This window comes from Pseudomonas sp. M1 (assembly GCF_022760135.1).
Taxonomy (GTDB): Bacteria; Pseudomonadota; Gammaproteobacteria; order Pseudomonadales; family Pseudomonadaceae; genus Pseudomonas; species Pseudomonas citronellolis.
In genome coordinates, this window is the sequence record NZ_CP094343.1 from 1,633,496 (window position 1) to 1,657,579 (window position 24,084).

Sequence of the window (24,084 nt, forward strand, 5' to 3'; positions counted from 1 at the left end):
CGCGCGATTCTAGCAGCTTGTTCCGCTGTCCGTCAGATTCGCGTCTTCCATGCATATAACAAATCGAGCGCCTGGCGCGGTGTCAGGTCATCGGGTTTGATGCGTGCAAGCTCGTCGATCAGCGGGTGCGGCAGGCTGGCGAACAGGTCGCTCTGCATCGGCGCGGCGGGCTGGCCGGCCTCCTGGCGCGGCGCCTCGTGGGGCAGGCTGGTGGTTTCCAGGCGCGCCAGGTGCTCGCGGGCGCGCAGGATCACCGGGCCGGGCACGCCGGCCAGTTGCGCCACCGCCAGGCCGTAGCTCTGGCTCGCCGGGCCGGGCAGCACGTGGTGCAGGAAGACGATGCGCTCGTTGTGCTCGGTGGCGTTCAGGTGCACGTTGGCCACCACCGGTTCGCTTTCCGGCAGCACGGTCAGCTCGAAATAGTGGGTGGCGAACAGGGTGAAGGCGCGCAGGTGCGCCAGGTGCTCGGCGGCGGACCAGGCCAGCGACAGGCCGTCGAAGGTGCTGGTGCCGCGGCCCACTTCGTCCATCAGCACCAGGCTGCGGTCGGTGGCGTTGTGCAGGATGTTGGCGGTTTCGCTCATCTCCACCATGAAGGTGGATCGGCCGCCGGCGAGGTCGTCGGACGAGCCGATACGGGTGAAGATGCGGTCTACCAGCGACAGCTCGCAGCGCGCCGCCGGGACGAAGCTACCGATGTGCGCCAGCAGCACGATCAGCGCCGTTTGCCGCATGTAGGTGGATTTACCGCCCATGTTCGGGCCGGTAATCACCAGCATGCGGGTGTCTTCGTCGAGCTTCAGGTCGTTGGCCACGAAGGGCGTGTCCAGCACCTGCTCCACCACCGGGTGGCGGCCCTGCTCGATGAGGATGCCCGACTCCTCGACGAAGCGCGGGCGGTTCAGGTCGAGGTTCAGCGCGCGCTCGGCCAGGTTCGCCAGCACGTCCAGTTCGGCCAGGGCGGCGGCGGTGTCCTGCAGCGGCGCCAACTGGGCGATCAGCAGTTCCACCAGTTCCTCGTAGAGCTGCTTCTCGCGGGCCAGGGCGCGGCTCTGGGCGGACAGCGCCTTGTCCTCGAAGGCCTTCAGCTCCGGGGTGATGAAGCGTTCGGCGCCCTTCAGCGTCTGGCGCCGCTGGTAATCGGCCGGCGCCTGCTCGGCCTGCATGCGCGGCAGCTCGATGTAGTAGCCATGGATGCGGTTGTAGCCGACCTTCAGACCCGACAGCCCGGTGCGTTCCTTCTCGCGGATCTCCAGGTCCATCAGGTACTGGCCGGCGTTCTCGCTGAGTGTCTGCAGTTCGTCCAGCTCGGCGTCGTAGCCGCGCTTGATGACGCCGCCGTCGCGGATCACCGCCGGCGGGTTGTCGATGATCGCGCGCGCCAGCAGGTCGGCCAGTTCCGGGTAGGTGCGGATGCTGGCGGCCAGTTCGCCCAGGTGCGGAGCTTCCAGCTCGGTCATGCCGCGTTGCAGCTCCGGCAGAGCGGCCAGGGCGTCGCGCAGGCGCGCCAGGTCGCGCGGGCGGGCGTTGCGCAGACCGATACGGGCGAGGATGCGCTCGACGTCACCGATTTCCTTCAGCTGTGGCTGAAGGTTCTCGAAACGGTAGCGTTCCAGCAGGCAGGCGATGGATTCCTGGCGGGCCTCCAGTACGGCGCGGTCGCGTAGCGGGCGGTTCAGCCAGCGCGTCAGCAGGCGGCTGCCCATGGCGGTCTGGCAGCGGTCCACCACCGATTGCAGGGTGTTGTCGCGGCCGCCGGAGAGGTTGGTGTCCAGCTCCAGGTTGCGGCGACTGGCGCCGTCGAGGATGACGGTGTCGTCCAGGCGCTCGTGGCGCAGGCTGCGCAGGTGCGGCAGGGCGGTGCGCTGGGTTTCCTTGGCGTAGGCCAGCAGGCAGCCGGCGGCGCCGATGGCCAGGGTCAGGTCCTGGCAGCCGAAGCCCTTCAGGTCCTGGGTGGCGAATTGCTGGCAGAGGCTCTTGAACGCCGAGTCGCGGTCGAAGTCCCAGGGCGCACGACGCCGCACACCACGGCGCTTCTCCGCCGGCAGGCCGGCGGGCCAGTCGTCGGGGATCAGCAGTTCCGCGGGGTTCAGGCGCTCCAGCTCGGCCAGCAGGGTTTCCCAGCCGCGGATTTCCTGGACGCTGAAGCGGCCGCTGGTGATGTCCAGCACCGCCAGGCCGAACAACCGCTCGTCGCCCAGCAGGGCGGCCAGCAGGTTGTCGCGGCGCTCGTCGAGCAGCGCCTCGTCGCTGACCGTGCCGGGGGTAATGATGCGCACCACCTGGCGTTCCACCGGGCCCTTGCTGGTGGCCGGGTCGCCGATCTGTTCGCAGATGGCCACCGACTCGCCCAGCTTGACCAGCTTGGCCAGGTAGCCCTCCACGGCGTGGAAGGGGATGCCGGCCATGGGAATCGGCGTGCCGGCGGACTGGCCGCGGGTGGTGAGGGTGATGTCGAGCAGCTTGGCGGCCTTCTTGGCGTCCTCGTAGAACAGCTCGTAGAAGTCGCCCATGCGGTAGAACAGCAGTTGTTCCGGATGCTGTCTCTTCAGCTTCCAGTATTGCTGCATCATTGGAGTATGCGCGGATAAATCTATTTTTTCGTGCTGCATCAAGTAGTTACGCTTACGGTCTCTAGTTTGTGGGGCAGCATTGGGGCAATTTTGTGGATGTTCTGCATGCCCTTCCAGATGCGGTTTAGCTCGCTGGGCGACTCGTCATCCATCCAGGCCGCATAAACTTTCACCAGCATCGTGAAATCCTTATGCCCCATCTGTTTGGCGATAAACGCAAGGTTACCATGCGCGGTCAGGCACCAGCAGGCGTAGGTGTGGCGCGTCTGGTAGGGCCGGCGAGGGCGAATACCGGCGCGGCGCTGGATGTTGTGCCACTTCGAGTTCCAGGATGTGGGCCTGAACCAGGGGTTCACTTTCTTCCGCTTGGCCTGCAGCAGCGGTGAAATCAGCGGGGTGACGGTGTCCACTCTCGATTCGTGCCGGTTGATCTGAACCGTGACTTCGTGCTGCGGAGCCGGGCTGGGAATGTCGAGCAGGATCCGGCAGGCCTCCAGCGCGGGCGGGAGCAGGAGTATCGTTCGCGCCTTCCCTGTCTTGGGGACCTTGAAGGTTCCGCTGTTCGTGATCGAGCGCCGCACTTCGAGTTTTCCGCTTTCCAGGTCGATGTCTTCCCTTGCAACCCCGCAAAGCTCCCCAGGCCGCAGGCCGGAATAGACGGCGAGTGTGATCGATGCCCCGTCCGCAGGATGCAGGCAGCCCTTCGTCTTCACCAGTTCATATTCCGAGTAGTTCAGCGGATCGGGCGTTCTGTCGCTGACCTCGAAGCGGCTGCATTCCTCTGCCAGCCCCGGCCGGCAGTACTCATTTTTTTCGCACCAGGCCAGGAAGCCGGCCAGCGCCGCCAGGTAATGGTTGACCGTCGTCAGCTGTCGGCCGGCCAGCAGGTCGACGCGCAGGCGCTGGATGTCTTCCGAGAGAAGGATGCTGGCATACCGTTCCGGCCCCAGCAGGTCGATGCAGATATCCAGGGCCAGGCCGTAGCGGCGCTCGGTCTCATGGGTAATGTCAACCGCCTTGAGCGGCTTGTAACGGGCGGCCAAGACCTTGAGTCGCTCATCGCGTGTCCGGCTGACGTTCTTGGCATGCTTCGAGTCAGGGAAGTGCTTGGCATAATCGAAGGTGCCCTGGCCAATATCGTGGAGAACGGCCTCCCGTTTCCTGACGGCGAACTTGATGTTGGCCTTGGTCACCGGCAGGGATAGGGTTTCGCGATAACGATTGCGGCGCCATGTGAACGAGATACGCAGGGACTTTCCGTGAATCTCAATGCCTTCAGGCATATCCAGTTTCGTCATCATGCCGCGTCCTGCGGAGCGCTCTCCACCCACTTGTCTACCTCCTCAATGTTGATGAAGATTCGCCCATCGTGGCCTTTGCGCCAGATTCGGCCTTGAGCCCAAGTTCCATTCTTGACCTTGTGGCGGATGGCGTCTTCGGAATAACCGGTGAGCTCGGATGCTCTTTTGATGAGCACCCATCGTGGACTGTTCATGGGCAATACCTCATCGCGCCGGCATGCGGCCGGCGATGGTGGAATGGGGTTGGGTTATGCTGAGAGTGGTGCGGGGAGGGGCATCCAGTGGGTTGGGGGCTCTTCTTCAGTGAACCCGCCATCCCAGGTCGCCCAGTTAGCTCCGCTGTCGTACTCGACCTGACCGAGGTATTCGCCAGTTGTGGAGTGGTGTTCTGCAGCAGACTTGCTCCACTCAATCCAGGCGCCGGAAGTGACGCGCTCGCCTCGGCGCAGGATGATCTCGGTGCCATCCTTCGGAGCGGTATCGATTGGCTGCCACTCGCTCATCTCCCGCCTCCTTCCAGGGCTGCGTCGATTGCGGTCGTAACTCCTTGTCTGGTTTCGTTGTGGTCGTGCCAGCTCACGGCTTCGATATCGCCGCGCGGCTCTGGCCCGACGTACCATGCGGATGCGCACAGCCACCGATACCGCTCAGCATCCTTCGCCATCCGACGCAACTGCTCGGGGATGCTCACGTCGCCGCCGTCGGGTAGGTCCATGTAATACGGACCTGGAAGGGCTGCCGCGCACTCGCTGAACATGCGCAGGCTATTGCCATACCACTCGCGCAGCCGCTCCACCTCGGCAATCAGCCCGAGGATGGCCTGGGGGTTGGCGGTGCTGCGGAACTCAGTGATTGCCGAAGAGTGTTCGAGACTGGGGGCTCCGTGCAGTGCAGAAGCCAGCTCCGCCAGCTCCTTCAGCTTGTTGGTGTCCATTAGAAGCATTCCTCCGAATAGAACGGCTCAGCGCCTTCTGGCAGTTCGTCGTTGTCGTCGATATAGCCTGGCTCGGTGCGAAGCCCATCCCAAGCAGGGGCGCGCACCGCAGTGCAGTGGTAGTATTCCCACTCCCAGGCAGAGCGCCGGCCAAGGTGGCGCGCCTGGTTGCGCGTCTCCGCCCAAACCAGTGTTGCGCCTTCCGATGGGTAGCCATCGGATGCATAGACCATCCATGCTTTCATGGCTTCACCTCGATTCCGGCTTGCTGGAGGGCTTCGACTACCTCGGAGTAATGCGGGAACTCCCAGTCCGGCAGCTTCACCCTCAGAGCCGCGCGGCTGGCTTGCCAGGCATGCAGCATCCACTTCTCTATGGCATCACCAAGCGGCTCAAAGCCTCTAGCCTCCACTCTTTCTCGAACTCCAGCGATATACTCTTCAAACTCTTCTCGAATGTCAGGCACGGTCGTTCTCCTTGGGGCGCTTCCAGCCTTCCTGATCATCCTCGCGGCCGCCCCATTCGATCTCGGGCTTGCTCCATCCCTTGATCAGGCCGTCGGCGCCCACCTTGAAGATGATGTAGTCGCCATAGCCGTTCTCGGTTGGGCAGAGGAAGTTGTCCGGTACGTAGTAGCCGGCCCACTGGGCGACTCGGTTCCGGCTGTCACCGAGCAGCCAGTACTGACCCGCATCGCAGACCTTGTAGTGGATGTCGGCGATCATGCCGGCCGGCCAGTCCATGATCAGGCCGTCTTCCAGACGGATCACCGGGCACCAGAGGTCGCCACGGCGAAACGGCACCAGAGAGCCGTCACTGTCCTCCTGCCCGTTGATCTTGGCGTCTTCCCAGTAGCGCACTTCGGCGCTCACTTCGATGTAGGTTGCTTGAATGTCAGGCACGGTCGTCCTCCTTGCACACTGTGCAGCCGTCGCAGCCTCGGGCGGCGCATTGGAATTTGGTTCGCTCGAGCAGGCCAAGGATCGCCTCGGACAGCTGCTGCTCGGCGTGAACATCGACGACACCTTTGCCGCCGCATTTGTGGCACCAGCTGGCTTCCAAGGCATAGCCTCGGCAGGCTGGGCATGGACGAAACTCGGGCACAGTTCTGACTCCCATATGGGTATGCGGTTAAGGGGATATGAGCCGGCTATGAGCTTCTATGAGCCGGCGGGGTTAGGGCTGGAGGAGGGCGCGGAGCTCGTCGGCTTCCGCAATGTCGCGCAGGTACTTAGGCCGGATAGCCGGGTGATCCTTGACGCCAGAGTAGTGCGCCTCAATCTCGCAGCGCAGGCTTTCCTCTACCCGGGCAAGCAACTCCCTCGGCACCAGCACACGGTCGGCGGGGATGGCGCGGCGGTTCCATGCTGAGGCTGCGTTCTCTTGAGCCGCTTCCGCCGTTTCGCCTGAGCCCATTTGGTGGGCTGTAGCTGAGTAACCACCGCAGAAGCAAGCGATAAACCACACGTGTTTTACGTCTTCGTTCGGCGAAGCTGGTCTGCCTTTGCTTTCCGGCTTGGCCCCGCAGAACGGGCAGTCTTTAAGCTCACTCATGCTCATTCCCCTCGCCGAGCAGGTCGCTATCCCTAACGGGCCCAACCTCAGATAGAGCCTCATTGGCTAATTCGAAGTTCACACCATCGCAATAGCCGAGGTCTCTGAACTGAGCTTGACCGCAAGTAAGGCACTCTCTGAACTGCGTCTTGTGGCCGTTATAGCTCGGCAAGAGCCGGGACCACATTCCCCATGAATGGAAGTGGATCATGAGCCTGACTCCTTTTCATCGCCGAGAAGTTCCCGAAGCCCTTCGCAGTCGCTCCACATGATTCCATCGGTGTCAGCGCGAGAAAGACGCCGCAACAGCCCCTCGCTCACCGCCTTGCCGTTGAGGCGCTTGACCTCATCGACAACCTTCATTCCGAGGTTGGCTGCCCAGTTCGTAGTGCCGGTGACGTTCGTCTTCTCGTTCCACTGGTAGCGCATGACGATGTTCATGACGCTATCGACGCTTGGGAGAACCACCACCCTTGCGCGCAGGGCTGCGAGTTGCTCCCTGAGCGCCTGGGCCTCGGCTTCGAGCTTGTCGGCGTCATCGGCCAACACCACCTCACGATTAAGCGGGCCGAGGCATCCGGGAAAGAACACATTCGCGTCATATCGTTTCATGGTCACTCTCCCTGCGCCGGCGCGGCGACGATCTGAACATGCTTCCAGCGCTTGCGCTTGATGATTGCGTCAATAGCTGCTCGGGACATTCCATACATATCCTGAAGCTCCTTGGCGGAAGTGCCGTCAGCATGCAGCCGAAGAATCTCTGCTACCTGCTCATGGCTAAGCTTCGCCGTATGCACTCGCTCGCCGAATGGATGATTTCCGCGTCTCTTAGACTCCCGGTCATCCATGTTTTCCTGGTGAGTACCAAGGAATAGATGTTCAGGATTTACGCAGCGTGGGTTATCGCAACGATGGCAAACGCATAGGCCTTCAGGGATAGGGCCCTTGTGGAGTTCGAAGGAGACTCGATGGACTGTCTTTGTTTGGCGGGTGTTATCGAATCTGTAGCCGGTGGTCATCTTACCGTAGCCGTACTTATTGAGTACTTCGGTCCACGTCCAGCAGCCGTTTTCATCGATGGTCACTTTTCGCATGAGCCTGGTTAAGGCTGGAGTAATGTATTTACCCATCACTTAGCCTCCTCATGCTTCGCATGTGCTGCCTTGGCTGCCGCCAGCTCCGCAGTAACTTCCGCCGCCCTGGCCTGGGCGGCGTCGCGCAAGCCGAGTGCATGCTTCTCGGTTTCCACAGCCTCGACTGCCACCTGTTCCAGCCATTCATTGCGCGCCCGCAAGTCCTCGATCTCGGCTGTCATGTGTTGAACCAGGAGTGCATCCGGCCAGTAACGCGGATCACTACCGGGATGGGCAGCGAGGATTAGGTCACGCCAGCCTGCCACCTCCGGCGCAGGGGAGGGCTGCGCGCAGTCAGGGCATGGATCATCCTGATACCCGCTATCGGCTCCGACGAAGCCACCGATCACGCCGTTGTCGTTGCAGGTTGCGCATTTCGGAGAGGGTTGCGCCAGGGCGGCGCGGGCCATCCAACCGCGTTCCATGTCGCCAACGCAACCTGCGGGCTTCTCACGATCAAGCCATGTCTCGAACTCGGCGTATTCATCTCGCTCCCCCTGCGCGCCCTCTACCTGCTGCGAGGCGAGGATCTGCTGAGCCATCCAGATTTCGTTCCCGGTGATGTAGATCTGGGTGAGGTCGCCTTTGAAGGCCTTGCCGCTGTAGAGTCCGGCGATGTGGCGGATCAGGTCCATTGCCATGGTCATGGTTTCGTCCTCGTGTACTTGGCGATGAACTCAGCAGCCTCTGTGCTCAGCTGCTGGCCGCCGATTCCGTTGGTGAGATGGGATTTCAGGCGCCGGATCAGGTCGAGGGCCTGCTCGTGGAACAGGGCTTCTTCCAACTGGGCCTGGTAATGCGCGTGCGGGTTCGCGCAAAGCTCAGCGATTCGGTGCTGAGCCGCGGATTCGTCGAGGGGCATGGGGATAACCTCGCGCCGTAGTGGAGCAATGGCGTGGAGTGGGGTAGGTTCGGATGGCCCGGCATGGGGCCGGATCAAGGAGAAATGGATGGCGCCTAGAACATGCTGCGATAGCTCAATGCACAGCATTGACAATGGCAAAGGGCTTGGAGACTTCGAGCTAACCGGACATCGTCAGCCAATCGGCCAGAAGATGACCTTCTACAAGTGCTTGGAATGCGGCGATCGGTGGTCGAGGACAGAGCAGACGTCCGGGATTGGCGATATCGTTTGGCACGAAGTGAGTTAGTTCGCCGGCATCATGCTGCGGGCTCCTTGGTGTCGTTGAAGACATCGGGAATGTCTGATCGACTTAGGCAGTGGCCCGGAGCGGCTCCCTGTCTTGCCGTACGTTGCGGAACTGAGTGGGCAGCATGTCAGCGTACTCACAGGCTCGCATCGGCATGATGATGGCGAGGAAGCGTTCGTCGATATCCGGGCCAGAGAGACGACACGCAACTGAGCAGCCTTCGCCTGTGGGATATAGTCGTGTTGCCTGCCACTTGTCGTTGGTGAGGATTTTCTGGGCGCTGTCGAGTAGGGTAAGATACTTTGGATTGACAGCCGGCATGCCCATCGCAGCATCTGCTTGCTTCGGGATCACCTTGCGCCAATCGGGGAACTTGCCGTCCACGATCATGATCTTTCCGGCATACAGCGTATCCGGGCCAAACGGACTGGTAGGCTCTATCTTGGTTTCATCGCTGGATACCTGGGCGAAATCCTTGCCAATCCACAGGTGTTCTGGCTTGTATACAAGGCCCGAATAAGCTTTCTTCGGCTTGGCTGTGCAGGCAGTGATCAGGCCTTTTGGGATATCTCCGATGATGAGATTCTGAGAACACCATCCCTCTGGGTCGTGCAAGATGCCCATCACATGGCCGTTGGTGGCGATGATGAACACTCCCTCCCCGTCAGGGTGAGGCTGGATGGCTACCCCGTTGAGGTAGTACCTAACATCCTTCTGTGCGGCGAATAGGTTGATGGCAGCGAAGTACTTCGGATTGACGCGGGCCATATAGGTGGTCATGGCTTCCTCCAGACAAAGCTCCGCCTAAGCGCTGTACTGCTTATGGCGTATAAGGGATGGGGTGGGGTGGGGTGGCTTAGAACGTAATGCCGAACTCGCGGGCGATCTTGCGTACCGTGGTCTCACTGACGCCGCACCGAATGGCGCAGGCTGCTACGCCGAGATGGGAATAGGCTTCGATCTTTGGCGCCAGAGCTCTACGCGCATCTGCCATCTTGTCCGACTTCGACCTGGCCAGTTCGGCGACATCCGGGAAGACGATGTTGTTCTCGAAGCACAGGGCCATGAACAGCATCTTGCCGATGCCGGCGGTTTCCCTGGCCTGGGTTCGGGACTGACCCGCTTCGGCGGAGATCTGGATCAGTTGGATCAGCCTCGCTTCTTCCTCGATGGTGATGCGGTGCTTCTTGGGCGCCTCCCGTCGGCGTGGAGGTTTCGGCGTCGGCGTGACAGTTTGCCGTGACGGGAAGGGGATGCGTTCGACGAATCCGGGAAGCTCGGTGATGTGGCCGCCGCTGGCCAGGTACTGCTCAACCTGGCCGGCTAGTTGCTCGCGACGATCTTCCAGCGGATGACGTGTGCGGTAGTCGATGGGGATCATGCTGCGACCCTCTGCCCTGCCTGGGCCTGCTGGATGTGCTCGATCAGAGCGGCGCAGATACGCGGGAAGTCGGCGGCTCGATACAGCACTGCGGCACGCTCGCGACCGGCAGGTTCGAAGCCGATGGAGCGGAGGAAGTCGGCGGTCAGGGCGAAGCCGAGGCGCACGTTGATGTCGCCAAGCTTGATGCGCTGGCCATCGTCTGCCTCCGGCGAAACTGCGGCCACTGGTGTTGCTTGACGCTGCTCGACTTGCGCCACCTGCACGACTGGCTCGACGACAGGCTGGACTACCACTGCAGCACGTTGCTCCTCCTGGCGCTTCTGCTCGGCCTCGTGCTCAGCGATACGCGCCTTGATCACCGCCACCAGGTCGTCGCTGGCCTTCATCACCAACTGCTGCAGGTCGGCGAAAAGAAACGCATGATCAGCGGCCAGTTCATCGAAACTGCGCAGGTTGCGCCGGATAGACTCGGCCGCCAGGTTGGCCTCGCTCTTCGCCCGGGCCAACTCGGTATCGGCAGCATCCTGCAGGCTGGAAACCGTCTTCTTGCCCTTGATGGCACCGGCGAAGTCGGCGGCGATAGGGGGCATCATGACACGGCCGTCCAGCGTCTCGTTGATCTGCGTGATGTGCTCACGCAATGCGGTGCCGGCCTTGGTGACGATCTCGGTACGGATGCTTTCCTTCCGCGCCTTGATCAACTTGTCCAACTCCAGGCGCTTGGCTCTGGCTTCGGCGGAAATCTCGTCGATGGCACGGAAGAGGGCGTCGATGCTCTCGGTCTGGCTCAGGGCATGCTGCTTGGCAGCCGCCAGGCGTTCCTCGACGTCGCCGCACCACTTCACTGTCTTCTCGGCGTTGGCGAAGTCCTGATCGGTCTGCAATTCGGTATTGATGCCCTTGAAGACCGCCATGGCGTGGTCCTTGAAGGCATCGAGGTTGCTAGCGGTGACCATGCCGGTGACTTCGATTCGCAGCGCCGGCAGGGTGTCTGGAGCGCGGCCGACGGCTTCCACCTTGATTTCCGGTGCAACGTAGACCCCCAGGTCCTGCTCGAACTGTGCCCAGCCAGCCAGCAGTTGCTCACGGCGCCCGGCCACCGGGCGGTATTCCATCTGCACCAGGTTGTCCTCGGTGCCATCGGAGCAGACGAAGATGGCGCGCTCGGCGCCGGTGACCAGCAACTGCTGTTCCAGCTGCCAGTAGTAGTGCGGCTCCAGCTCTCCGGCGCGCACCTTGGCGGCCAGGCCTTCGTTCCAGAGCTTGTGCTCGAACAATACGGTGCCGAGCATGTCCATGCCGTCGACGCTGGCGAGCAGGTTGCCCTCGGTGGCGACCACCGGGAACAGGTCTTCGCCGATCTGGGCCTCAATGATCGCGCGGGCCAGAGCCTCGGTCTCGTGGCCGCGGTCGAACAGTCGCTGCTGGGACTCGCTGACTTCCGGTACGATGCCGGTCCTCTTCTGCTTCAGCAGGTCGCTGCGCGACTGGTACTTCGAGGCGCCCATCATCGCCGGCGCCTCGGAGGCAGTGAAGTAGTTGGCTCGCAGGGCGTGCCACTCCGGCGCGCCCTGGGTGACGTTGTGGATCTGCATGATCATTCTCCTTCGATGGGATCGAGCGCCTTGATCTGGGCTATCTGCTCATCGCTCAGGACGTATTTGCTGCTGATGGTGTTGATCAGGTGGTCGGGCGAGGTCTTGCTCTGCTCGATGGCTTGGCGCCATTTCGGCAGGTTCTCGGCCAGCTGTTCGTCGGTGTAGGCCGGTTTGTCCTGCTCCAGCTTCGGCGACAGAGGCGTGATGTCCTTCTCGCCAACGATACGTTCGGCTTCATCCTGGTCGAAGATGCCGGTGTAACCGAAAGCCAGGCGAGCCGCCTGGATCATTGTCTTGTGGCGCATGAAGCGTTTGGTATGTGTCTGCCAGGGGCCGTCTACCTGGTAGCCGTTGTCTTTCTTGAATGGCGCGCGGTACACCTCGTCCAGGTACTCGCGGATGGTGATCGGGCGGCTTCGATCCTTGCGATAGATAACGCACTCCATCCACTCGGGCGCCGGGTTCTTAGCGCCTTCCATTGTTACCATGCTGTCTGACTGCCGAAATTCCATGCCATCGAACTGTGGGTGCTCGTTGATGATGCGCGACCAGCCATCCACGCCAACCACCGGAACGATGCCGTTCTGCTTGTCAGGGAAGGCATAGATCTCCTTCGTCCATGGGTTCAGGCCATATTGGTTGGCTACCACCATCAGGGCAGTCATCTGCGCGTCGGTGACCTGCCCTTTGAAGGCTGTGGCCTTTAGGGTTTCGATTAGCTGTGATCCGTCGCCCATATCGAGGCGGTCGGCCAGCTTCTGCGTGAGGGTAGTAAGTGCAGTGGTCATGCTTTGGCCTCGTGGTTCAAATGCTCCCAGCGTTTCCCGTTTAGGATCATGCTGATGAGTGATTGGGTGACACCGTGCTGCCTTGCCAGGGCGTACTGATTGGCATCCTTGGATCGCGGGCGGTAGGCGTCGCGAATCGCATTGATCTGTTCTTCGGTTAGCTTGGAGTTGCCGACAAGTTCGCCACGCACTCGGCGACCTCTATCGGTCATATCGTTCATGTTTTCCTGAGTCGTCCCCGGCTCGAGGTGATCCGGATTGACACAGGAAGGGTTGTCGCACTTGTGCCGAATCACGACTCCCTTGATTTGTTCCGGCTCGATTCCGGATGCCATGCAATAGGCGAGTCGATGCGCAAGGATTTGGCGCCCCTTGTACTGGGTGCGACCGTAGCCCGTTCGCATCTTCCCGCCGGCGTGTTCGATGCACTCAGCGCGGATTGTGATTGCGTTCACGATGAGTCCTTGCCGCGCGGCGCGCAGCTGGTAGAGGGAAAGGGAAGGCGCTTACGGCGCCACTCGGCCAAGTCGTCCGGGCTTAGAAAAGGGCGCTCCGGGCCTTGGATGCCGGGGTTTTTCACACCTGGCACTATCCGGCTGATCCAGTCGCAGATATCCGGTTTACCGGCCCGCTGCGCTCGGGTACGTAATGGGTTGTTCGACGGTGTGCCGGCCCGTGATCGCGTCGGCGAACTCGATGGCCTTGAAGAACAGGAGCATGGCGACGATGGCGAGGATCAGGCCGTTGCGGAGGGCTTTCTTCATCATGGCGTCACCGCCTGGATATTGGCTTCCACCCAGTTGCGCATGCGTTGCCAGCGGTGCTCTGGGGTTTCTCGCTGCCACTTCCCTGAGGCTCCCCAGAAGCCACCGGGGTACTCATCGTTCTCGAACACGATCTCCGCTGCCAACGCAGGCGCGATCTCGAAAGCTGCGGCTACCGACTCTCGGCAGTAAGGATCGATACATTTCATGTTGATGCCGCGCTTGGCGCCAAGCGCGCCTAGCGCGCAGTACTGACCGTCAGCTTCCAGTTCCTCCGCGATCAAGCGCTTGTCGGGCATGGCATCCAGGGCATCGCGCAGCTCGATCAAGAATGCTTGACCGCGACGGCCTTTGATTGCGGAATTGACTGCGCCTCTCCAGCAAATCAGAGACCAGTTGTCTAAATCGTCGCAATATCCACTCCTGCTCATGGCGTTACCATCCCCACAAAGGCCCAGGCGAAGGCCAGAACGCTGCCAAGAAAAAGGCCGCCGAAGATGAGGACTTGGGCGGCCTTGGTCAGGTCGATGGTGATTGTCATAAGTCTGGCTCCTTCTTTAGATACAAAGTCAGCGGCCCTTCTCGGAAGTCGCCATCAACCTTGCCGTCCAGTTCTGCTATCTCGGCACTGGACAGGTTTCGCCACTTGGCGATCAGGTAGTTCCCCTTCATGACCGGCATCGGGCAGCTGCGGCAGGTTGGGCCATGGCTGTAACCATGCTGCTCAAGCCACTTCTGCGCGGCGTATAGGGCCTGGAACGTGCCTTTCTGGTCAAAGGTCATGGTGAACATCACGCCGCCTCCTGCGCTGCCATGTACAGCCGATAGATTTCGTCTTCCTTTGCGTTCACCAACTCGCCGGCGATGTCGCGCACCCTGTCCCTGCCGATGAAGCAGCGCATGAGTCGCTTGGCTTCGCTCAGGTTGTTCGCTTCGAGCGCGACGATGAGCTGGCCAAGGTTGCACTCGTGATCGCCAGGAATCGCGTCCTCTGCGGCCTTCTGAACCTTGATGGCGAGGATGTCGGCCTCCAGCACCTTCTTGCCGGCCACCCTGACGAATCCCTTGTTGATCAGGTCGTCGACGCAGACGAAGTGGAGATTTTCCCATTCGCTGCTGGACAGCCAGGACAGAGAGTCATCTTGCTCGGCCGAGTCATGCGCCCACTGAGCGCTGTTGAGTTTGGCGTTCATTGCATGAGCCTCAATCGGTGTATGCGATGTACTTGAACTGGCCTTTTTCCGCGTTGAAGCACTCGAAGCGGCCGCCAAACGTCCCACGCACGGCCTTCTCGACCTCATCGCGCGGTGTGCCGATGGGGAACACACCCTTCTTGATCATCGAAGCGGCGGTATGCAACTCGGGAACCCAGTCGATCTTCGTCGGGTCGAGGACGCGCTTTTTGGGCTCGACAAAGGCGAAGCCGGAACCCGGGTAGATGGTCCCCATGTCCTGAACACAGAGCGGGTCATCTTTTGCCCGCCATCCGCATTCAGGACACCAGGTGTCCTGATTCTCGTGGCCTGAGCAGGGCGCGCTAATATGACAACTGCAGTTATCGACCTTCTCCAGTTCAATCACGCCATCGCATCCATCACGGTTGCAGTTGGCGCCTTCCTCATATCCGAGTTCGTTCATGGCTTCCTCCTGGGAGGGAAGGTTTTCGTCAGCGCGGCATCGACCGAGAATCCTCTGCGGAGCAGGGTTCGAGCGAGTTCGGCGCGGTCCTTGTGGGAATGGCTGGCCTGGCGGAGCAGGCCGAGGTAGCTATTTGCGAGGGTGCGCAGGTCTTCGGTCGGCGCAGCCTTGATGCGATGGTGAGCCTCGGAAACCGTTCGCTTTCGAGTTGTCCGGCGCCATGGCTTGATGACATGCCCAACGAAGTCGACGCCGCGGTCTACCGGCTGAAGGACTGTCTTCGATGGGTTGAGCTTCGCGCCCAGTCCGGGCAGGAAGGCTTCGATCGCCTCGCGCCATTCGTTCAACCGCTGCGGCGATTCGTGCAACAGAACCATGTCATCCACGTACCGGATGTAGTGCTTGGCGCGAAGCTGGTGCTTCACGAACTGATCGAGGTCGTTCAGATAGATGTTGGCGAAGAACTGGCTGCTGAGGTTGCCGATGGGAAGTCCCAGGTGTGCCGGCTGGGAGGCGAGCTGCTTGTGCTGCGGAACCTTGTTGAAAAGCCTGGGCGAGCTGCGCACCTCGTAGTCGGTCCGTGGATCGTGCCAGAGGATCTGCAGCGCCAGGCGCCGCCACCAGGTGTCATCGATCAGGCGCACCAGCTGGTTGCTGAGCACGCGCTTGTCGATCGTGACGAAGAAGTTCGCCAGGTCCAGCTTGAGGTAGTGCGCCGGGCGGCTCCAGTTCTGCGTCACGCTCCGCACCTTCGCCTCCAGTCGCTCGGCGGCGTACAGCGTGCCTCGGCCTGGGATGCATGCGCAGCTGTCGACGATGAACTTCGCTTCGATGCTGGCGCCGACGTGGTTGTAGAGCAGGTGATGCACTACGCGATCGCGAAAGGTCGCGGCCCACACCTCGCGATGCTTCGGCCGGGTGACGACGAAGCAAATGGAACGGCCTGGTCGGTAGGTGCCGGCCAGCAACTCGTCGTGCAGATCCAGCAGGTTCTCCTCGAGGTTCATCTCGAAGTGCCGTGCGCTGTTGGTGTTGCGCTTGTGGCGCCGGCAGTCGAAGTAGGCCTGAGCCAGGTCCTCGAAGGTGAAGGGTGCAACCATCAAATCTGCGGACGGGGCGGACGAGGCGCTCGTCGTTCTTGTCGTTGTTGTTCTGCCAGCCATCTTCGAAGTCCATGTAGTAGGCGTTGTTGGCGGAGCGCTGCGACCTATCGTGCTATCCACGTCGCCCCGCCGATTGCTCGATGGGGAAACTGCGCCAGGCCTCGCCGGTAGCCGGTGGTCCCTGTAGGTGCGCATGGCGGTGCCCAACCGGGCAGCGGCACGACCAGATTTGGCGCGCAGGCAAGAGGGCCGTAACCCTCAAGCAACGGGCGCGGTTGCGGTGGCTTTCTTCCAGGCGTTGGCCTGGCGGCCGATGGAAGCGGTCAGCCTCATGGCCTTGGCGTGCTGCGCGACGCTGATGAAATGCTGGTTCACCATCGTGCGCAGCAGGTGGTTGATCATCCAGATGCTTTCGAGGAGTTGGTCCAGGTGCTGGCGCTTGTTCCTGGCCATGTTTGCCCGGCCAATCAGCACCATGACCTGCAGGCTCTCGTCGCGGAGCTTCCCGCCGATGAGTTGCTTCATGTCCCGGGGGATGTGCCGCACCAGGGCAAGGACCACGCCGAGGAGCTCCTCGGCGCTGCGGTGGATCTCGAGTTCAGTGTGCAGCGCCACCCTGGCTACCTCGAAAAGCGAGGGCGCTGACGCGCCCATGAATGAAGGATTGAAGGACTAGATGAATTTCCTGCGGACGGGGCGGACGAGGCGCTCGTCGTCCTTGACGTTGAAGCTCTGCCAGCCATCTCCGAAGTCCATGAAGTAGGCGTGGTTGGCGGAGCGCTGCGTGCTCGACCAGTGATAGCCATCGCTGAACAGCTCGGGCACGTTCGCCTCGGCGATCTGGTTCTCGCGACGGGAGCCAAGGTAGAAGTCGGTGTGGCCATCGGCGGTGTACTCCGAGGCCAGCTTCGCCGCCGGGTGCTCCTCGCTGTCGGCCAGCAGGGCCCGGGTGTTCGCCAGACCGTTGCTGGCACTGTCGGCGCCCTCGGTCTCGTGCCCGTAGCCACCATAGGCGGCGCGGAATTCCGCAGCGGGGCCGCCGGCCACGATCAGGTAGTAGTCGCGACCGCCATTCTCGCCGCGTACCAGGCCGGCGTTGTGGCCGCCCTCGCCGGGCCAGTAGGCGCCGAGCGGCGGGATGCTGTTGGCCGGTTCGAGGGTGCTGAACACAGCATCGCGAATCGGTTCGACCGCCAGGTCGGGGCTGAAGAAGTTGATGGTCAGGCTATCCAGGCGCCGGATATTCAGCGCAGGCAGTTGCTTCGCTTGCATGGGATGTCCTCGGTGGAATAGGGCGCAGGCGGCCGGCGCTTCCCGGCAAGCATCTGGTCTGGCCGAAGAGGGGTTACGGTCCCGCGAATCGCCTGCAAGAAAGGATTGAAGGAATGGATCACTGAATGATGAGGCTGCGGACGGGGCGGACACGGAAGGTGCTGGACTTGAGGCCCCAGTCCGTGAAGCCCGTGTCGAAGAGCGTGGTGAAGGCGCCGCTGGAGGAGTACTGCGAACTCGACCAGTACCAGCGATCTTGGAAACCGCCGATCTCGCCCGCATCCTTCGCCGCGAACAGGAGGTTCAGTTCCAGGGCGGACGGGATTAAGGCGCCTTCACCGATCTCCATGGCCAGCTTGGCGATAGGGCTACCTGCCTCGACCATTGCGATGGTGTTCGCAGCGCCGTCGCGGAAGCTCTTTGCGCCTTCGACGTTGACGCCGTACTCGCCCCACTTGCCGGAGAATTCACGATCAGCGCCCAGGTCGATCAGGGCTCGCTCAACGCCGTTCAGCCAGTAGCGGGTGGCGAAGATGCCGTCTGCCAGCGGTTGGCCGATTTCCGGTAGTTCCGCCGCGAGAATAGTGGTGATGACCTCGGTCATGATGTGCTCCAGAAGGACTGAATGATTGAATCAGTGGAGGATGAGAATCTTGCGGACGGGGCGGACACGGAAGTTGAGGCCCTTGAGGTCCCAGTCCGTGCTGCCCGTGTCGAAGTACGTGTAGAAGGCGTAGGTGGAGGAGTACTGCGTACTGGTCCAATACCAATCGTCCTCATCCAGATCAGTCACGTAGCCGAGCTGCTTGGCGTACATCATCTGGCTCGATTCGAGCGCCGACGGGATGAAGGCGTTGAGGGCCAGAACCTTTGACGCAAGCTCACTGCCAGCTTCCGCCATTGCACGGGTATTCGCCTCGCCGTCGCCGTGGTTGGTCTCGACGTCCTGACCATACTTGCCCCATTCGCCTTCAATCTCGGATTCGGCGCCTAGCGCTACCAGGGCGTATTCGGAATCGCCGTACCACTGGCGAGCGAAGAGGGTGCCGTCAGCGAAGGGCTGACCGAAGGCCGGGAGTTCGGATGCTTTGATCGATGCATGGATCATGTTGGGTTCCTTGTGTTGTTCGGGTGGACTTCCCAATGCGCCCTGTCACCAAGGCGCATCAGTGAAGTATGGGTGTTGCTCCGCGTTCGCCTAACTGGGCTTCTACAACCCGCGGGTGGTGCTTCTGGTGTCGTGTGAACCGTGGCGCCGGCATGCCGCACGCTGCAGTCGTCTTTCCTGGGCACCGTTACCCGCCACCTGTGCCTGGGCGATGATTTCTGTTCTCACTGCAAGCGCTTTCGGCGCCTGTCCGCTGTGCCGGTACTGATCCCCGTTCTCAAGGGCTCCGGCAGGGAGCGTTAGCAGTGCAGACCCTCGGCGCGCGATTCCAGATGCAGCGCGTCAGCTTTGAGCCTGGCCGGCTACCAGAGGCCGGCATGGGTTCCCGAATTGTGAAAAGAGCGTTCCGGCTTCGCCGAGGCATCTCTGCCTTGCCAGCGCGGTGGATTGCGTTGGTGTGAGGTAAATTTAGCCATGAGCTAATTTTACGTCAATAGCTGTGAGCTAAATATTTTTAGCTGGGCATGAAAAAGCCCGCGCCAGGCGGGCCAGGATTCGGTGTCAGGCGGGGAGGGGTGGATCAGTATTTATCGCGGAATCGGCTTGCGACACGAGCAAGGTAGGTCATCATCTCGCGCTGGCGAGCCTTGCCATGGGCGTCAGGGTGAAGGAGGGCAAGCAGGGAGTAGCGGTTTTCCTCGAATAGCCCCTGGACGTAAACCAAGGCGGCGTCCTGTTGCGGAGCACCGTTCGGGCAGGTTCTGTCACGCTGAGGTCGGTTGGCCGGGAATACCGTGGGCGGAATAGCGATGTGGATATGCATCAGGCCGGCGCGATAAGCCTCCTGCGGCACGACATATGGCACATCGCGCCCGAAGTAGGGCGGCAGCCAGAGGCGATCGGATTCTACGTAGCGGGCAAAGTCGCGGCAGAGGCCATCAAGGAGAGAAGGGTAGTCCTTCAGGACGCCCTGGAAGAGCTCGGCGTAGGTTTCTGGATTGAACTCGACAATCACCGCCATCCTGGTGATCAGCTCACCAGGCGATGCAGGCGTTCGGTACCGAGGTCGGCCAGAGATTTGAGCCCTTCACCGCTTACGTCACTCTGGAAGACTTCAGGAACGGTGATTTGCTGCTTGAAGAGAATCTCGTTCTGCACGGCCATGGCGCGAACCTTAGCCAGATTGCGGCGCAGGGCGTCGTACTCTTCGCCGATTACTGGCAGGTTGGACAGTGCGCTGTCCGCAGGTACGGCTTCTTCGAGCTGGCGCAAGGTCTGCACGATCTCGGTGAAGGGCTGCTCATTGATCAATGAGTCAGGCACCTTCTGCTCCAGCATGATCTTGCAGGAAGCCTCAAGGGTGTCGCGAAGTTGGCCGAGAGCGGCCATGGCGCGCTTAATGCGTTCGCGAATCTTGGCCTTCTGGGCAAGTTCCTGCTGCTGGTGTTGCCTGCCGGCCTTCTGGCTGTCCAATTGGGGGGTTGCAGCTGCCAATTGGGCGCACGAGGTCGAAACGCTCAGCGCCAGGCTGAGCATCGCCACCTTGGAGAAAGGAACCTTCGTGCGGGCCATGCGGCTCTCCCGAGCAAACTACGAGCCAAAGCATATATCTAGTGGCACTACAACTCAATGCGAGGCCTGGGCTACCTGGCCCGAACTGCAGGTTAAATTCAGCTGTAACCCGCATGGTTACTGGATCGGAACCTGGCCCAACACCTTGGCCTAGAAACGAGAAGCCCGCCCGGGGTGGCCGGATTCGTCGTCAGGCATCCCCACCTCATCAGGTACAATCCCTCCCTCAGACCGGAGGGCTTATGAGCTACAACCTTGCGAACCTACCGATGGACGAACGCCGGGCGATAGAAGACGAGAAGTCGGAGTTGTTCGAGTTTTGGCAGCAGAACCTGGACAGAGCGAAGGGAGAGGCCGCGCGCATCCTGGGCGAGAAGGACCGGCGGAAGGGTAAGTGGCGGGAGTGGGCCGCAGAGCAGATCGAGGCCCTACAGCCTGAGCAGTATCGGGAGATGGTCAGGAGGGAAGTAGGGCGCTGAGGCTAGATATCAATGGATATTGCTGCCATACCTCAAAATCCGTGACGGCACCAAGCTTTTCGTCGTGACAGGTTGACGTGACCGCTACGGCGCTTATACTCACGCCCAAGAAACGGCTGCCTTTCGGGTGACATATAAGAGGGATTCGTCCCCACCTGACTGGCGGCCATTTTTTTGCCCGGGAGAAATGGATGCTCAGTTACGCGGTGCTGATCGATGCGGGCTTTCTGAAGCCCAAGCTCTGGCCGGTTCGCAAGGAACCGATCACGTCGGAAATGGTTGAGCAGTTTGTCATCGCCCTGCGAAATCATCCGTTTCTGAAGGACCACCGCCTTCACCGCATCTATTTCTATGACGCCAAGCCGCTTCTGTCTGAGGCGAAGCACCCCAATGGAAGCGTCATAGAGTTCGGCAAGACCTCGACCGCTACCACCAACCAGGCTCTGCACTCCAGCCTAGAGAAGAGTCCCTACGTCGCCCTTCGTTTTGGCGAACTCGTCCACCAAGGCTGGCGGATCAAGGCGCGCCTGCTTCGTAAGGCCAACGCTGACACGACATTCAAGGCCGACGATCTGGAGCCAAACGTCCAGCAGAAGGGCGTCGACATGCGCATCGGCCTGGACATCGCCAGTCTCACATTGAAGAAGCAAGTCGGGATAATCGTCCTGGTGACAGGCGATAGCGACTTCATCCCGGCGATGAAGTTCGCGCGTCGAGAAGGTGCGCAGCTCGTCCTCGTTACCTTAGGCCACGGCGTCAGGGAAGAGGTGTTCCAGCATGCTGACATCGTGATCACGAACGATGCCAAGAGCTATTTCGCCACGGCAGAAGACCTTAGCCACGCCGGCGGCTAGTCCGGATTGGACTTAGCCTCATGGATCGCCAGGTCAGCTATGGCCTCAGCGATGAAGTCCGCATTCTCGATCAGCGTCTCCAGGTGGAGCTTCACGGCATCGGAGGTCTCGGTCGAGCCTCGTTGCTCAACCCAGATCGCCAACTCTTCGACAGCCGAGCCGATGGCGTTGATGTTCAGGTTGAGACGGTAGAGCAGGGCGGGGAGAGGGGAGTCGGCCATGGAAACCTCCAGAGCGGAGGACTCAGCTTAGGCCGGAAACGAAAAGGCCGCACTCAATGGCGCGGCCTTGTCCTGGTAGCTGCTGTCTTCCCAGCTCCAGGGCAGGGAAAATTTACCAAAACGAACCGTGGGATCAAGCCCCCCTCGGCTTGCACAGGCGGCACCGGTGGTCGGTCGATGACGCCTGGCCGAGGAGATCTGCTGCAGCGCCTGAGCGAGGAGGTGGCGGCGTTCTGAGAGCCAGGCTCAGAAACAAAAAGCCCCGCTTTGCGGGGCTTTCGGTCAAACGCTATCGTTGAAGTTCAACTGTTCAGGTCGGGGCGAGATGTCAGAAAGCGATTTCGGCGTAATACCGACGGCCTTAGCTCTTTTATAAAGCTGCTTGTCGTGGGTCCATATTTCCTTGGCGCCGCTTGCGACGGCGATAGCCAGAATTTGGCGATCGTATTTGAGCTTCGCCATCTTGGCATCAGGGTCCAGGCTCTTTAGCTCCTGATTGGTAACCAGAAGAGCGCATTCAACCGCCGCCAATTGGTCAAACGGAACCACCTCAATCGATTTCGTGCCGTTGATGATATCGAGATGGGTTTGATAACTGCTGCGTTCGATTCCCAAGAGATACTCAGAAACTACGGGGGCCGGCAGGATGACCGTGCCCTTCATTGTCTCAATTTGCTCAACCAGGGCCACGGCGCGCCTGAAGGCGTCGTCGACAACCTCGCCGGTTTCGGGATTCATCAAATCCGTTGCGCCATCGTCCTGCATGATCTGCACCAGAACGTTGGTGTCGATGACTATCTTCAAGCCTAGCCCCTACTCCCAAGAATCTCGGAATGCGCGTCGGGTGAAGCGCTCCATTTCACCCCTCCAGCAGCTTTAAGCCTTGCAACTGCTTCTTTGAAGCTGATGTCTTCGAGCAGCGTGAATGTCTTCACCTTCAGCTTGACCAGCCGCCACTGCCCACTGTTGAGCCTGACCCACTCGCCATTACCTTCCAGTCGTACCGGCTTGAAGATCACTTTGGCCAGGTTCTCGGCGACGTCTATGTCAGCTTCGCAGTAGAGCGTTTCGCCATCTGCCCCTTCCAGGCGCACTGGAACCGTTTCATCCTTGCCTCCGACGCTATAGAGGCGGCCCTGGACAGATGACGGTTTCACCACGCGAAGCGCATCTTCAGTTTCCTGGGGCTTAGGGAACTGAAGTATCTGAGCTCCACCTAGCGTGCGCAACGATGCTCCCGTCCTGTCCTCGGACATCAGTTCTGAGAGCTTTTGGAACGCTGCCTGAGCCTTTTTGGAGCCAAGCCCGCCAGATACCTCTCGGACCTGATTGAGTACGACGGGGTATTTATCGTCTTCTACATAGGCTACTAGCTGAGCAGAACCCTCTTTCACGCCCTCGAAGTGCACTGCGCTTTCTGCCCCATACATCGTGGCCAGCGCACGCAAGTAGTCCGTCAGCCGCTTCATCGAGAGGCGGTTTGGCGTGAGGTCATCGAGGTAAAGCGTTAGCTCTTTCATGCGGGGATTATAGTCAAGCGTCCTTGTTGACTACCATGACCGCGCCAGACGAAGCGCGATCCATTTGATCACTTTTTTACACCAGATGAGCATTCCACACCAGCAGCACCCTGGCGTGGATGCAGGTCTCATTACTCCCCCACGACCTGCCTATAGCTCCGGGCCGCCTGGCGGCCAAGCCCCATCAGCCCTTGCTCCGCGTTATCCGCCCCGCCTTGACCTCATCAGCATATGAGCCAAGACGATCCTCACCGTTGATGAGCACCCCAACGATACGGAGTACGGCCCAGGCGTCAGTCTCATTGCCTGCCTGGCTCAGTCGCTCGGCGATCTTCACCAGGTCGACGGATGCCCACTTGAGGTCGTGCTTGAGCAGTTGGGTGGGTTTGTTCATGCCCATTTTTACGGCTCCAGCAGATTGGCTACCGCTGTATGTACCTGGAAGATTTCACGATCGCTCCGACGAAATGGATCTTGTCGACCTCATCATCAGCAATAGTGATGGGCGGATGGGCATCATTGACGCTCAGCAGACGGATCAAGCCATCGCGCGCGTACATGAAGACCTTGATCATGGACTGGCCGGAGATCGTCCTGACTAGCACCTCATCGCCGGCGACGAAGGTCTTGTTTGGCTCAACCAGGACGAACTCACCACTACGAATGCGAGGTTCCATGCTGTTGCCGACGACCTTCAGCGCATAGGCGTTAGGATCATCACTGAAAATCTTTAGGTAGCCATCACCGTACCCAACCGGGTATTCCATGGCATCGAAAAATCCATCCGTGCCCAACTGTGCCATTCCTACAACAGGGATCATTCCTTCCCTTATGTGGCGGGGCTCTCCCTCTACGTTCACATGCTGGGAAAGCCTACCGTCTTCCCCCTCTCCGCTATGGAGTTGGTCGAGCCATCCCCTGGGTAGCCCATCCCTTTCCTCAATTCGCCGCGCAACGTCATCGCCTAGATTCTTGTCGGTTTTGTCCGACAGGATCTGGCTCAGGTGAGCGGCGCTCATCCCCCATTTGTCGGCGCACGCGCCTTTCCGCCGCTTTCCAATGAGTGCGATCAGGTTCGATTTTCTGATTTCGTAGATGTCCATTCCAACAAGATTGCCACTATTTAGCGCAATGCTA

37 protein-coding genes are annotated in these 24,084 nt (G+C 60.7%); 2 read left to right on the forward strand and 35 right to left on the reverse strand.

The features are described from left to right. Positions 1-32: 32 nt before the first annotated feature. The 30 genes from mutS to PM1_RS07425 form a co-directional block, all read right to left on the reverse strand. The gene (gene mutS / locus PM1_RS07275; protein WP_009616708.1) at positions 33-2,612 is read right to left on the reverse strand and encodes a DNA mismatch repair protein MutS; all 2,580 of its coding nucleotides are present in this window, start codon (positions 2,610-2,612) and stop codon (positions 33-35) included. After that, positions 2,612-3,874: a site-specific integrase gene (locus tag PM1_RS07280; RefSeq protein ID WP_009616710.1), complete on the reverse strand. Its 1,263-nt coding sequence runs from the start codon at positions 3,872-3,874 to the stop codon at positions 2,612-2,614. The genes mutS and PM1_RS07280 overlap by 1 nt, the downstream gene beginning before the upstream one ends. Next, the gene (locus PM1_RS07285; RefSeq protein ID WP_009616712.1) at positions 3,871-4,068 is read right to left on the reverse strand and encodes a hypothetical protein; all 198 of its coding nucleotides are present in this window, start codon (positions 4,066-4,068) and stop codon (positions 3,871-3,873) included. Before PM1_RS07285 ends, PM1_RS07280 begins: the two co-directional genes overlap by 4 nt. A gap of 54 nt (positions 4,069-4,122) precedes the next feature. Beyond that, entirely contained in the window at positions 4,123-4,377 is a 255-nt protein-coding gene (locus PM1_RS07290) for a DUF551 domain-containing protein (RefSeq protein ID WP_009616714.1), read from the reverse strand. Then, a complete protein-coding gene (locus PM1_RS07295; RefSeq protein ID WP_009616716.1) occupies positions 4,374-4,808 on the reverse strand; it encodes a hypothetical protein in 435 nt (144 codons plus the stop codon). Before PM1_RS07295 ends, PM1_RS07290 begins: the two co-directional genes overlap by 4 nt. Then, the gene (locus PM1_RS07300) at positions 4,808-5,053 is read right to left on the reverse strand and encodes a hypothetical protein (RefSeq protein WP_009616718.1); all 246 of its coding nucleotides are present in this window, start codon (positions 5,051-5,053) and stop codon (positions 4,808-4,810) included. The genes PM1_RS07295 and PM1_RS07300 overlap by 1 nt, the downstream gene beginning before the upstream one ends. Further along, a complete protein-coding gene (locus PM1_RS07305; protein WP_024128522.1) occupies positions 5,050-5,274 on the reverse strand; it encodes a hypothetical protein in 225 nt (74 codons plus the stop codon). The genes PM1_RS07300 and PM1_RS07305 overlap by 4 nt, the downstream gene beginning before the upstream one ends. Further along, on the reverse strand, positions 5,267-5,710 hold the full coding sequence (locus PM1_RS07310; RefSeq protein ID WP_009616722.1) for a hypothetical protein: 444 nt from the start codon (positions 5,708-5,710) through the stop codon (positions 5,267-5,269). Before PM1_RS07310 ends, PM1_RS07305 begins: the two co-directional genes overlap by 8 nt. A 274-nt stretch (positions 5,711-5,984) precedes the next feature. Next, positions 5,985-6,362 carry a Lar family restriction alleviation protein gene (locus PM1_RS07315; protein WP_009616724.1) on the reverse strand — a complete coding sequence of 126 codons (378 nt, stop codon included), beginning with the start codon at positions 6,360-6,362 and terminating at the stop codon, positions 5,985-5,987. Between the two features lie 207 nt (positions 6,363-6,569). Next, complete coding sequence (locus tag PM1_RS07320; RefSeq protein ID WP_009616728.1) at positions 6,570-6,974, reverse strand: hypothetical protein; 405 nt, start codon at positions 6,972-6,974, stop codon at positions 6,570-6,572. A 2-nt stretch (positions 6,975-6,976) separates the two neighbouring features. Next, positions 6,977-7,492, reverse strand: a complete 516-nt coding sequence (locus tag PM1_RS07325; protein WP_024128525.1) for an HNH endonuclease — start codon at positions 7,490-7,492, stop codon at positions 6,977-6,979. Beyond that, positions 7,492-8,142 carry a hypothetical protein gene (locus tag PM1_RS07330; RefSeq protein ID WP_009616732.1) on the reverse strand — a complete coding sequence of 217 codons (651 nt, stop codon included), beginning with the start codon at positions 8,140-8,142 and terminating at the stop codon, positions 7,492-7,494. Before PM1_RS07330 ends, PM1_RS07325 begins: the two co-directional genes overlap by 1 nt. Next, positions 8,139-8,357 carry a hypothetical protein gene (locus PM1_RS07335; RefSeq protein WP_009616734.1) on the reverse strand — a complete coding sequence of 73 codons (219 nt, stop codon included), beginning with the start codon at positions 8,355-8,357 and terminating at the stop codon, positions 8,139-8,141. Before PM1_RS07335 ends, PM1_RS07330 begins: the two co-directional genes overlap by 4 nt. Before the next feature lie 352 nt (positions 8,358-8,709). After that, a complete protein-coding gene (locus tag PM1_RS07340; RefSeq protein WP_009616736.1) occupies positions 8,710-9,426 on the reverse strand; it encodes a hypothetical protein in 717 nt (238 codons plus the stop codon). A 76-nt stretch (positions 9,427-9,502) separates the two neighbouring features. Then, entirely contained in the window at positions 9,503-10,027 is a 525-nt protein-coding gene (locus PM1_RS07345; RefSeq protein WP_009616738.1) for a hypothetical protein, read from the reverse strand. Then, positions 10,024-11,625 carry a YqaJ viral recombinase family protein gene (locus PM1_RS07350; RefSeq protein ID WP_009616740.1) on the reverse strand — a complete coding sequence of 534 codons (1,602 nt, stop codon included), beginning with the start codon at positions 11,623-11,625 and terminating at the stop codon, positions 10,024-10,026. Before PM1_RS07350 ends, PM1_RS07345 begins: the two co-directional genes overlap by 4 nt. 2 nt (positions 11,626-11,627) lie before the next feature. Next, on the reverse strand, positions 11,628-12,416 hold the full coding sequence (gene bet, locus PM1_RS07355) for a phage recombination protein Bet (RefSeq protein WP_009616742.1): 789 nt from the start codon (positions 12,414-12,416) through the stop codon (positions 11,628-11,630). Next, positions 12,413-12,871, reverse strand: a complete 459-nt coding sequence (locus PM1_RS07360) for an HNH endonuclease signature motif containing protein (protein WP_009616744.1) — start codon at positions 12,869-12,871, stop codon at positions 12,413-12,415. The genes bet and PM1_RS07360 overlap by 4 nt, the downstream gene beginning before the upstream one ends. A gap of 165 nt (positions 12,872-13,036) precedes the next feature. Continuing rightward, positions 13,037-13,183, reverse strand: a complete 147-nt coding sequence (locus PM1_RS07365; protein WP_009616746.1) for a hypothetical protein — start codon at positions 13,181-13,183, stop codon at positions 13,037-13,039. After that, on the reverse strand, positions 13,180-13,509 hold the full coding sequence (locus tag PM1_RS07370; RefSeq protein WP_238603227.1) for a hypothetical protein: 330 nt from the start codon (positions 13,507-13,509) through the stop codon (positions 13,180-13,182). The genes PM1_RS07365 and PM1_RS07370 overlap by 4 nt, the downstream gene beginning before the upstream one ends. Positions 13,510-13,717: 208 nt before the next feature. Next, positions 13,718-13,972 (reverse strand): hypothetical protein, encoded by a 255-nt coding sequence (locus tag PM1_RS07375; RefSeq protein WP_009616751.1) that lies wholly within the window; start codon positions 13,970-13,972, stop codon positions 13,718-13,720. Continuing rightward, positions 13,972-14,373 carry a hypothetical protein gene (locus tag PM1_RS07380; protein WP_009616753.1) on the reverse strand — a complete coding sequence of 134 codons (402 nt, stop codon included), beginning with the start codon at positions 14,371-14,373 and terminating at the stop codon, positions 13,972-13,974. The genes PM1_RS07375 and PM1_RS07380 overlap by 1 nt, the downstream gene beginning before the upstream one ends. Positions 14,374-14,383: 10 nt before the next feature. Then, the gene (locus PM1_RS07385) at positions 14,384-14,818 is read right to left on the reverse strand and encodes a hypothetical protein (protein WP_009616755.1); all 435 of its coding nucleotides are present in this window, start codon (positions 14,816-14,818) and stop codon (positions 14,384-14,386) included. After that, on the reverse strand, positions 14,815-15,918 hold the full coding sequence (locus tag PM1_RS07390) for an RNA-directed DNA polymerase (protein ID WP_009616757.1): 1,104 nt from the start codon (positions 15,916-15,918) through the stop codon (positions 14,815-14,817). Before PM1_RS07390 ends, PM1_RS07385 begins: the two co-directional genes overlap by 4 nt. Before the next feature lie 261 nt (positions 15,919-16,179). Continuing rightward, the gene (locus PM1_RS07400) at positions 16,180-16,536 is read right to left on the reverse strand and encodes a four helix bundle protein (protein ID WP_009616759.1); all 357 of its coding nucleotides are present in this window, start codon (positions 16,534-16,536) and stop codon (positions 16,180-16,182) included. A 57-nt stretch (positions 16,537-16,593) separates the two neighbouring features. Beyond that, positions 16,594-17,193: a DUF1566 domain-containing protein gene (locus PM1_RS07405; RefSeq protein WP_009616761.1), complete on the reverse strand. Its 600-nt coding sequence runs from the start codon at positions 17,191-17,193 to the stop codon at positions 16,594-16,596. Positions 17,194-17,311: 118 nt separating this feature from the next. Continuing rightward, positions 17,312-17,797 (reverse strand): hypothetical protein, encoded by a 486-nt coding sequence (locus PM1_RS07410; protein ID WP_009616763.1) that lies wholly within the window; start codon positions 17,795-17,797, stop codon positions 17,312-17,314. Between the two features lie 30 nt (positions 17,798-17,827). Continuing rightward, positions 17,828-18,301 (reverse strand): DUF1566 domain-containing protein, encoded by a 474-nt coding sequence (locus PM1_RS07415; protein WP_009616765.1) that lies wholly within the window; start codon positions 18,299-18,301, stop codon positions 17,828-17,830. Positions 18,302-18,881: 580 nt separating this feature from the next. Then, complete coding sequence (locus PM1_RS07420; protein ID WP_009616767.1) at positions 18,882-19,322, reverse strand: type II toxin-antitoxin system YafO family toxin; 441 nt, start codon at positions 19,320-19,322, stop codon at positions 18,882-18,884. Between the two features lie 8 nt (positions 19,323-19,330). After that, on the reverse strand, positions 19,331-19,873 hold the full coding sequence (locus tag PM1_RS07425) for a hypothetical protein (RefSeq protein WP_009616770.1): 543 nt from the start codon (positions 19,871-19,873) through the stop codon (positions 19,331-19,333). A 242-nt stretch (positions 19,874-20,115) separates the two neighbouring features. Here PM1_RS07425 and PM1_RS07430 point away from each other — a divergent pair, with 242 nt between their 5' ends. Next, positions 20,116-20,352 carry a hypothetical protein gene (locus PM1_RS07430; RefSeq protein WP_009616772.1) on the forward strand — a complete coding sequence of 79 codons (237 nt, stop codon included), beginning with the start codon at positions 20,116-20,118 and terminating at the stop codon, positions 20,350-20,352. Positions 20,353-20,543: 191 nt separating this feature from the next. Further along, positions 20,544-21,206 carry an NYN domain-containing protein gene (locus PM1_RS07435; protein WP_009616774.1) on the forward strand — a complete coding sequence of 221 codons (663 nt, stop codon included), beginning with the start codon at positions 20,544-20,546 and terminating at the stop codon, positions 21,204-21,206. Here the strand turns inward: PM1_RS07435 and PM1_RS07440 are convergent. From PM1_RS07440 to PM1_RS07460, 5 genes are all read right to left on the reverse strand, one after another. Further along, a complete protein-coding gene (locus PM1_RS07440) occupies positions 21,203-21,427 on the reverse strand; it encodes a hypothetical protein (protein ID WP_009616776.1) in 225 nt (74 codons plus the stop codon). The two genes, PM1_RS07435 and PM1_RS07440, sit on opposite strands and share 4 nt — an antisense overlap. A 282-nt stretch (positions 21,428-21,709) precedes the next feature. Then, a complete protein-coding gene (locus PM1_RS07445; protein WP_009616779.1) occupies positions 21,710-22,231 on the reverse strand; it encodes a type II toxin-antitoxin system VapC family toxin in 522 nt (173 codons plus the stop codon). A gap of 2 nt (positions 22,232-22,233) precedes the next feature. Continuing rightward, on the reverse strand, positions 22,234-22,947 hold the full coding sequence (locus tag PM1_RS07450; RefSeq protein ID WP_009616781.1) for a hypothetical protein: 714 nt from the start codon (positions 22,945-22,947) through the stop codon (positions 22,234-22,236). Between the two features lie 184 nt (positions 22,948-23,131). After that, positions 23,132-23,347: a hypothetical protein gene (locus PM1_RS07455; protein ID WP_009616783.1), complete on the reverse strand. Its 216-nt coding sequence runs from the start codon at positions 23,345-23,347 to the stop codon at positions 23,132-23,134. Positions 23,348-23,369: 22 nt separating this feature from the next. Beyond that, positions 23,370-24,050 (reverse strand): S24 family peptidase, encoded by a 681-nt coding sequence (locus tag PM1_RS07460; protein ID WP_024128530.1) that lies wholly within the window; start codon positions 24,048-24,050, stop codon positions 23,370-23,372. Positions 24,051-24,084: the final 34 nt, after the last annotated feature.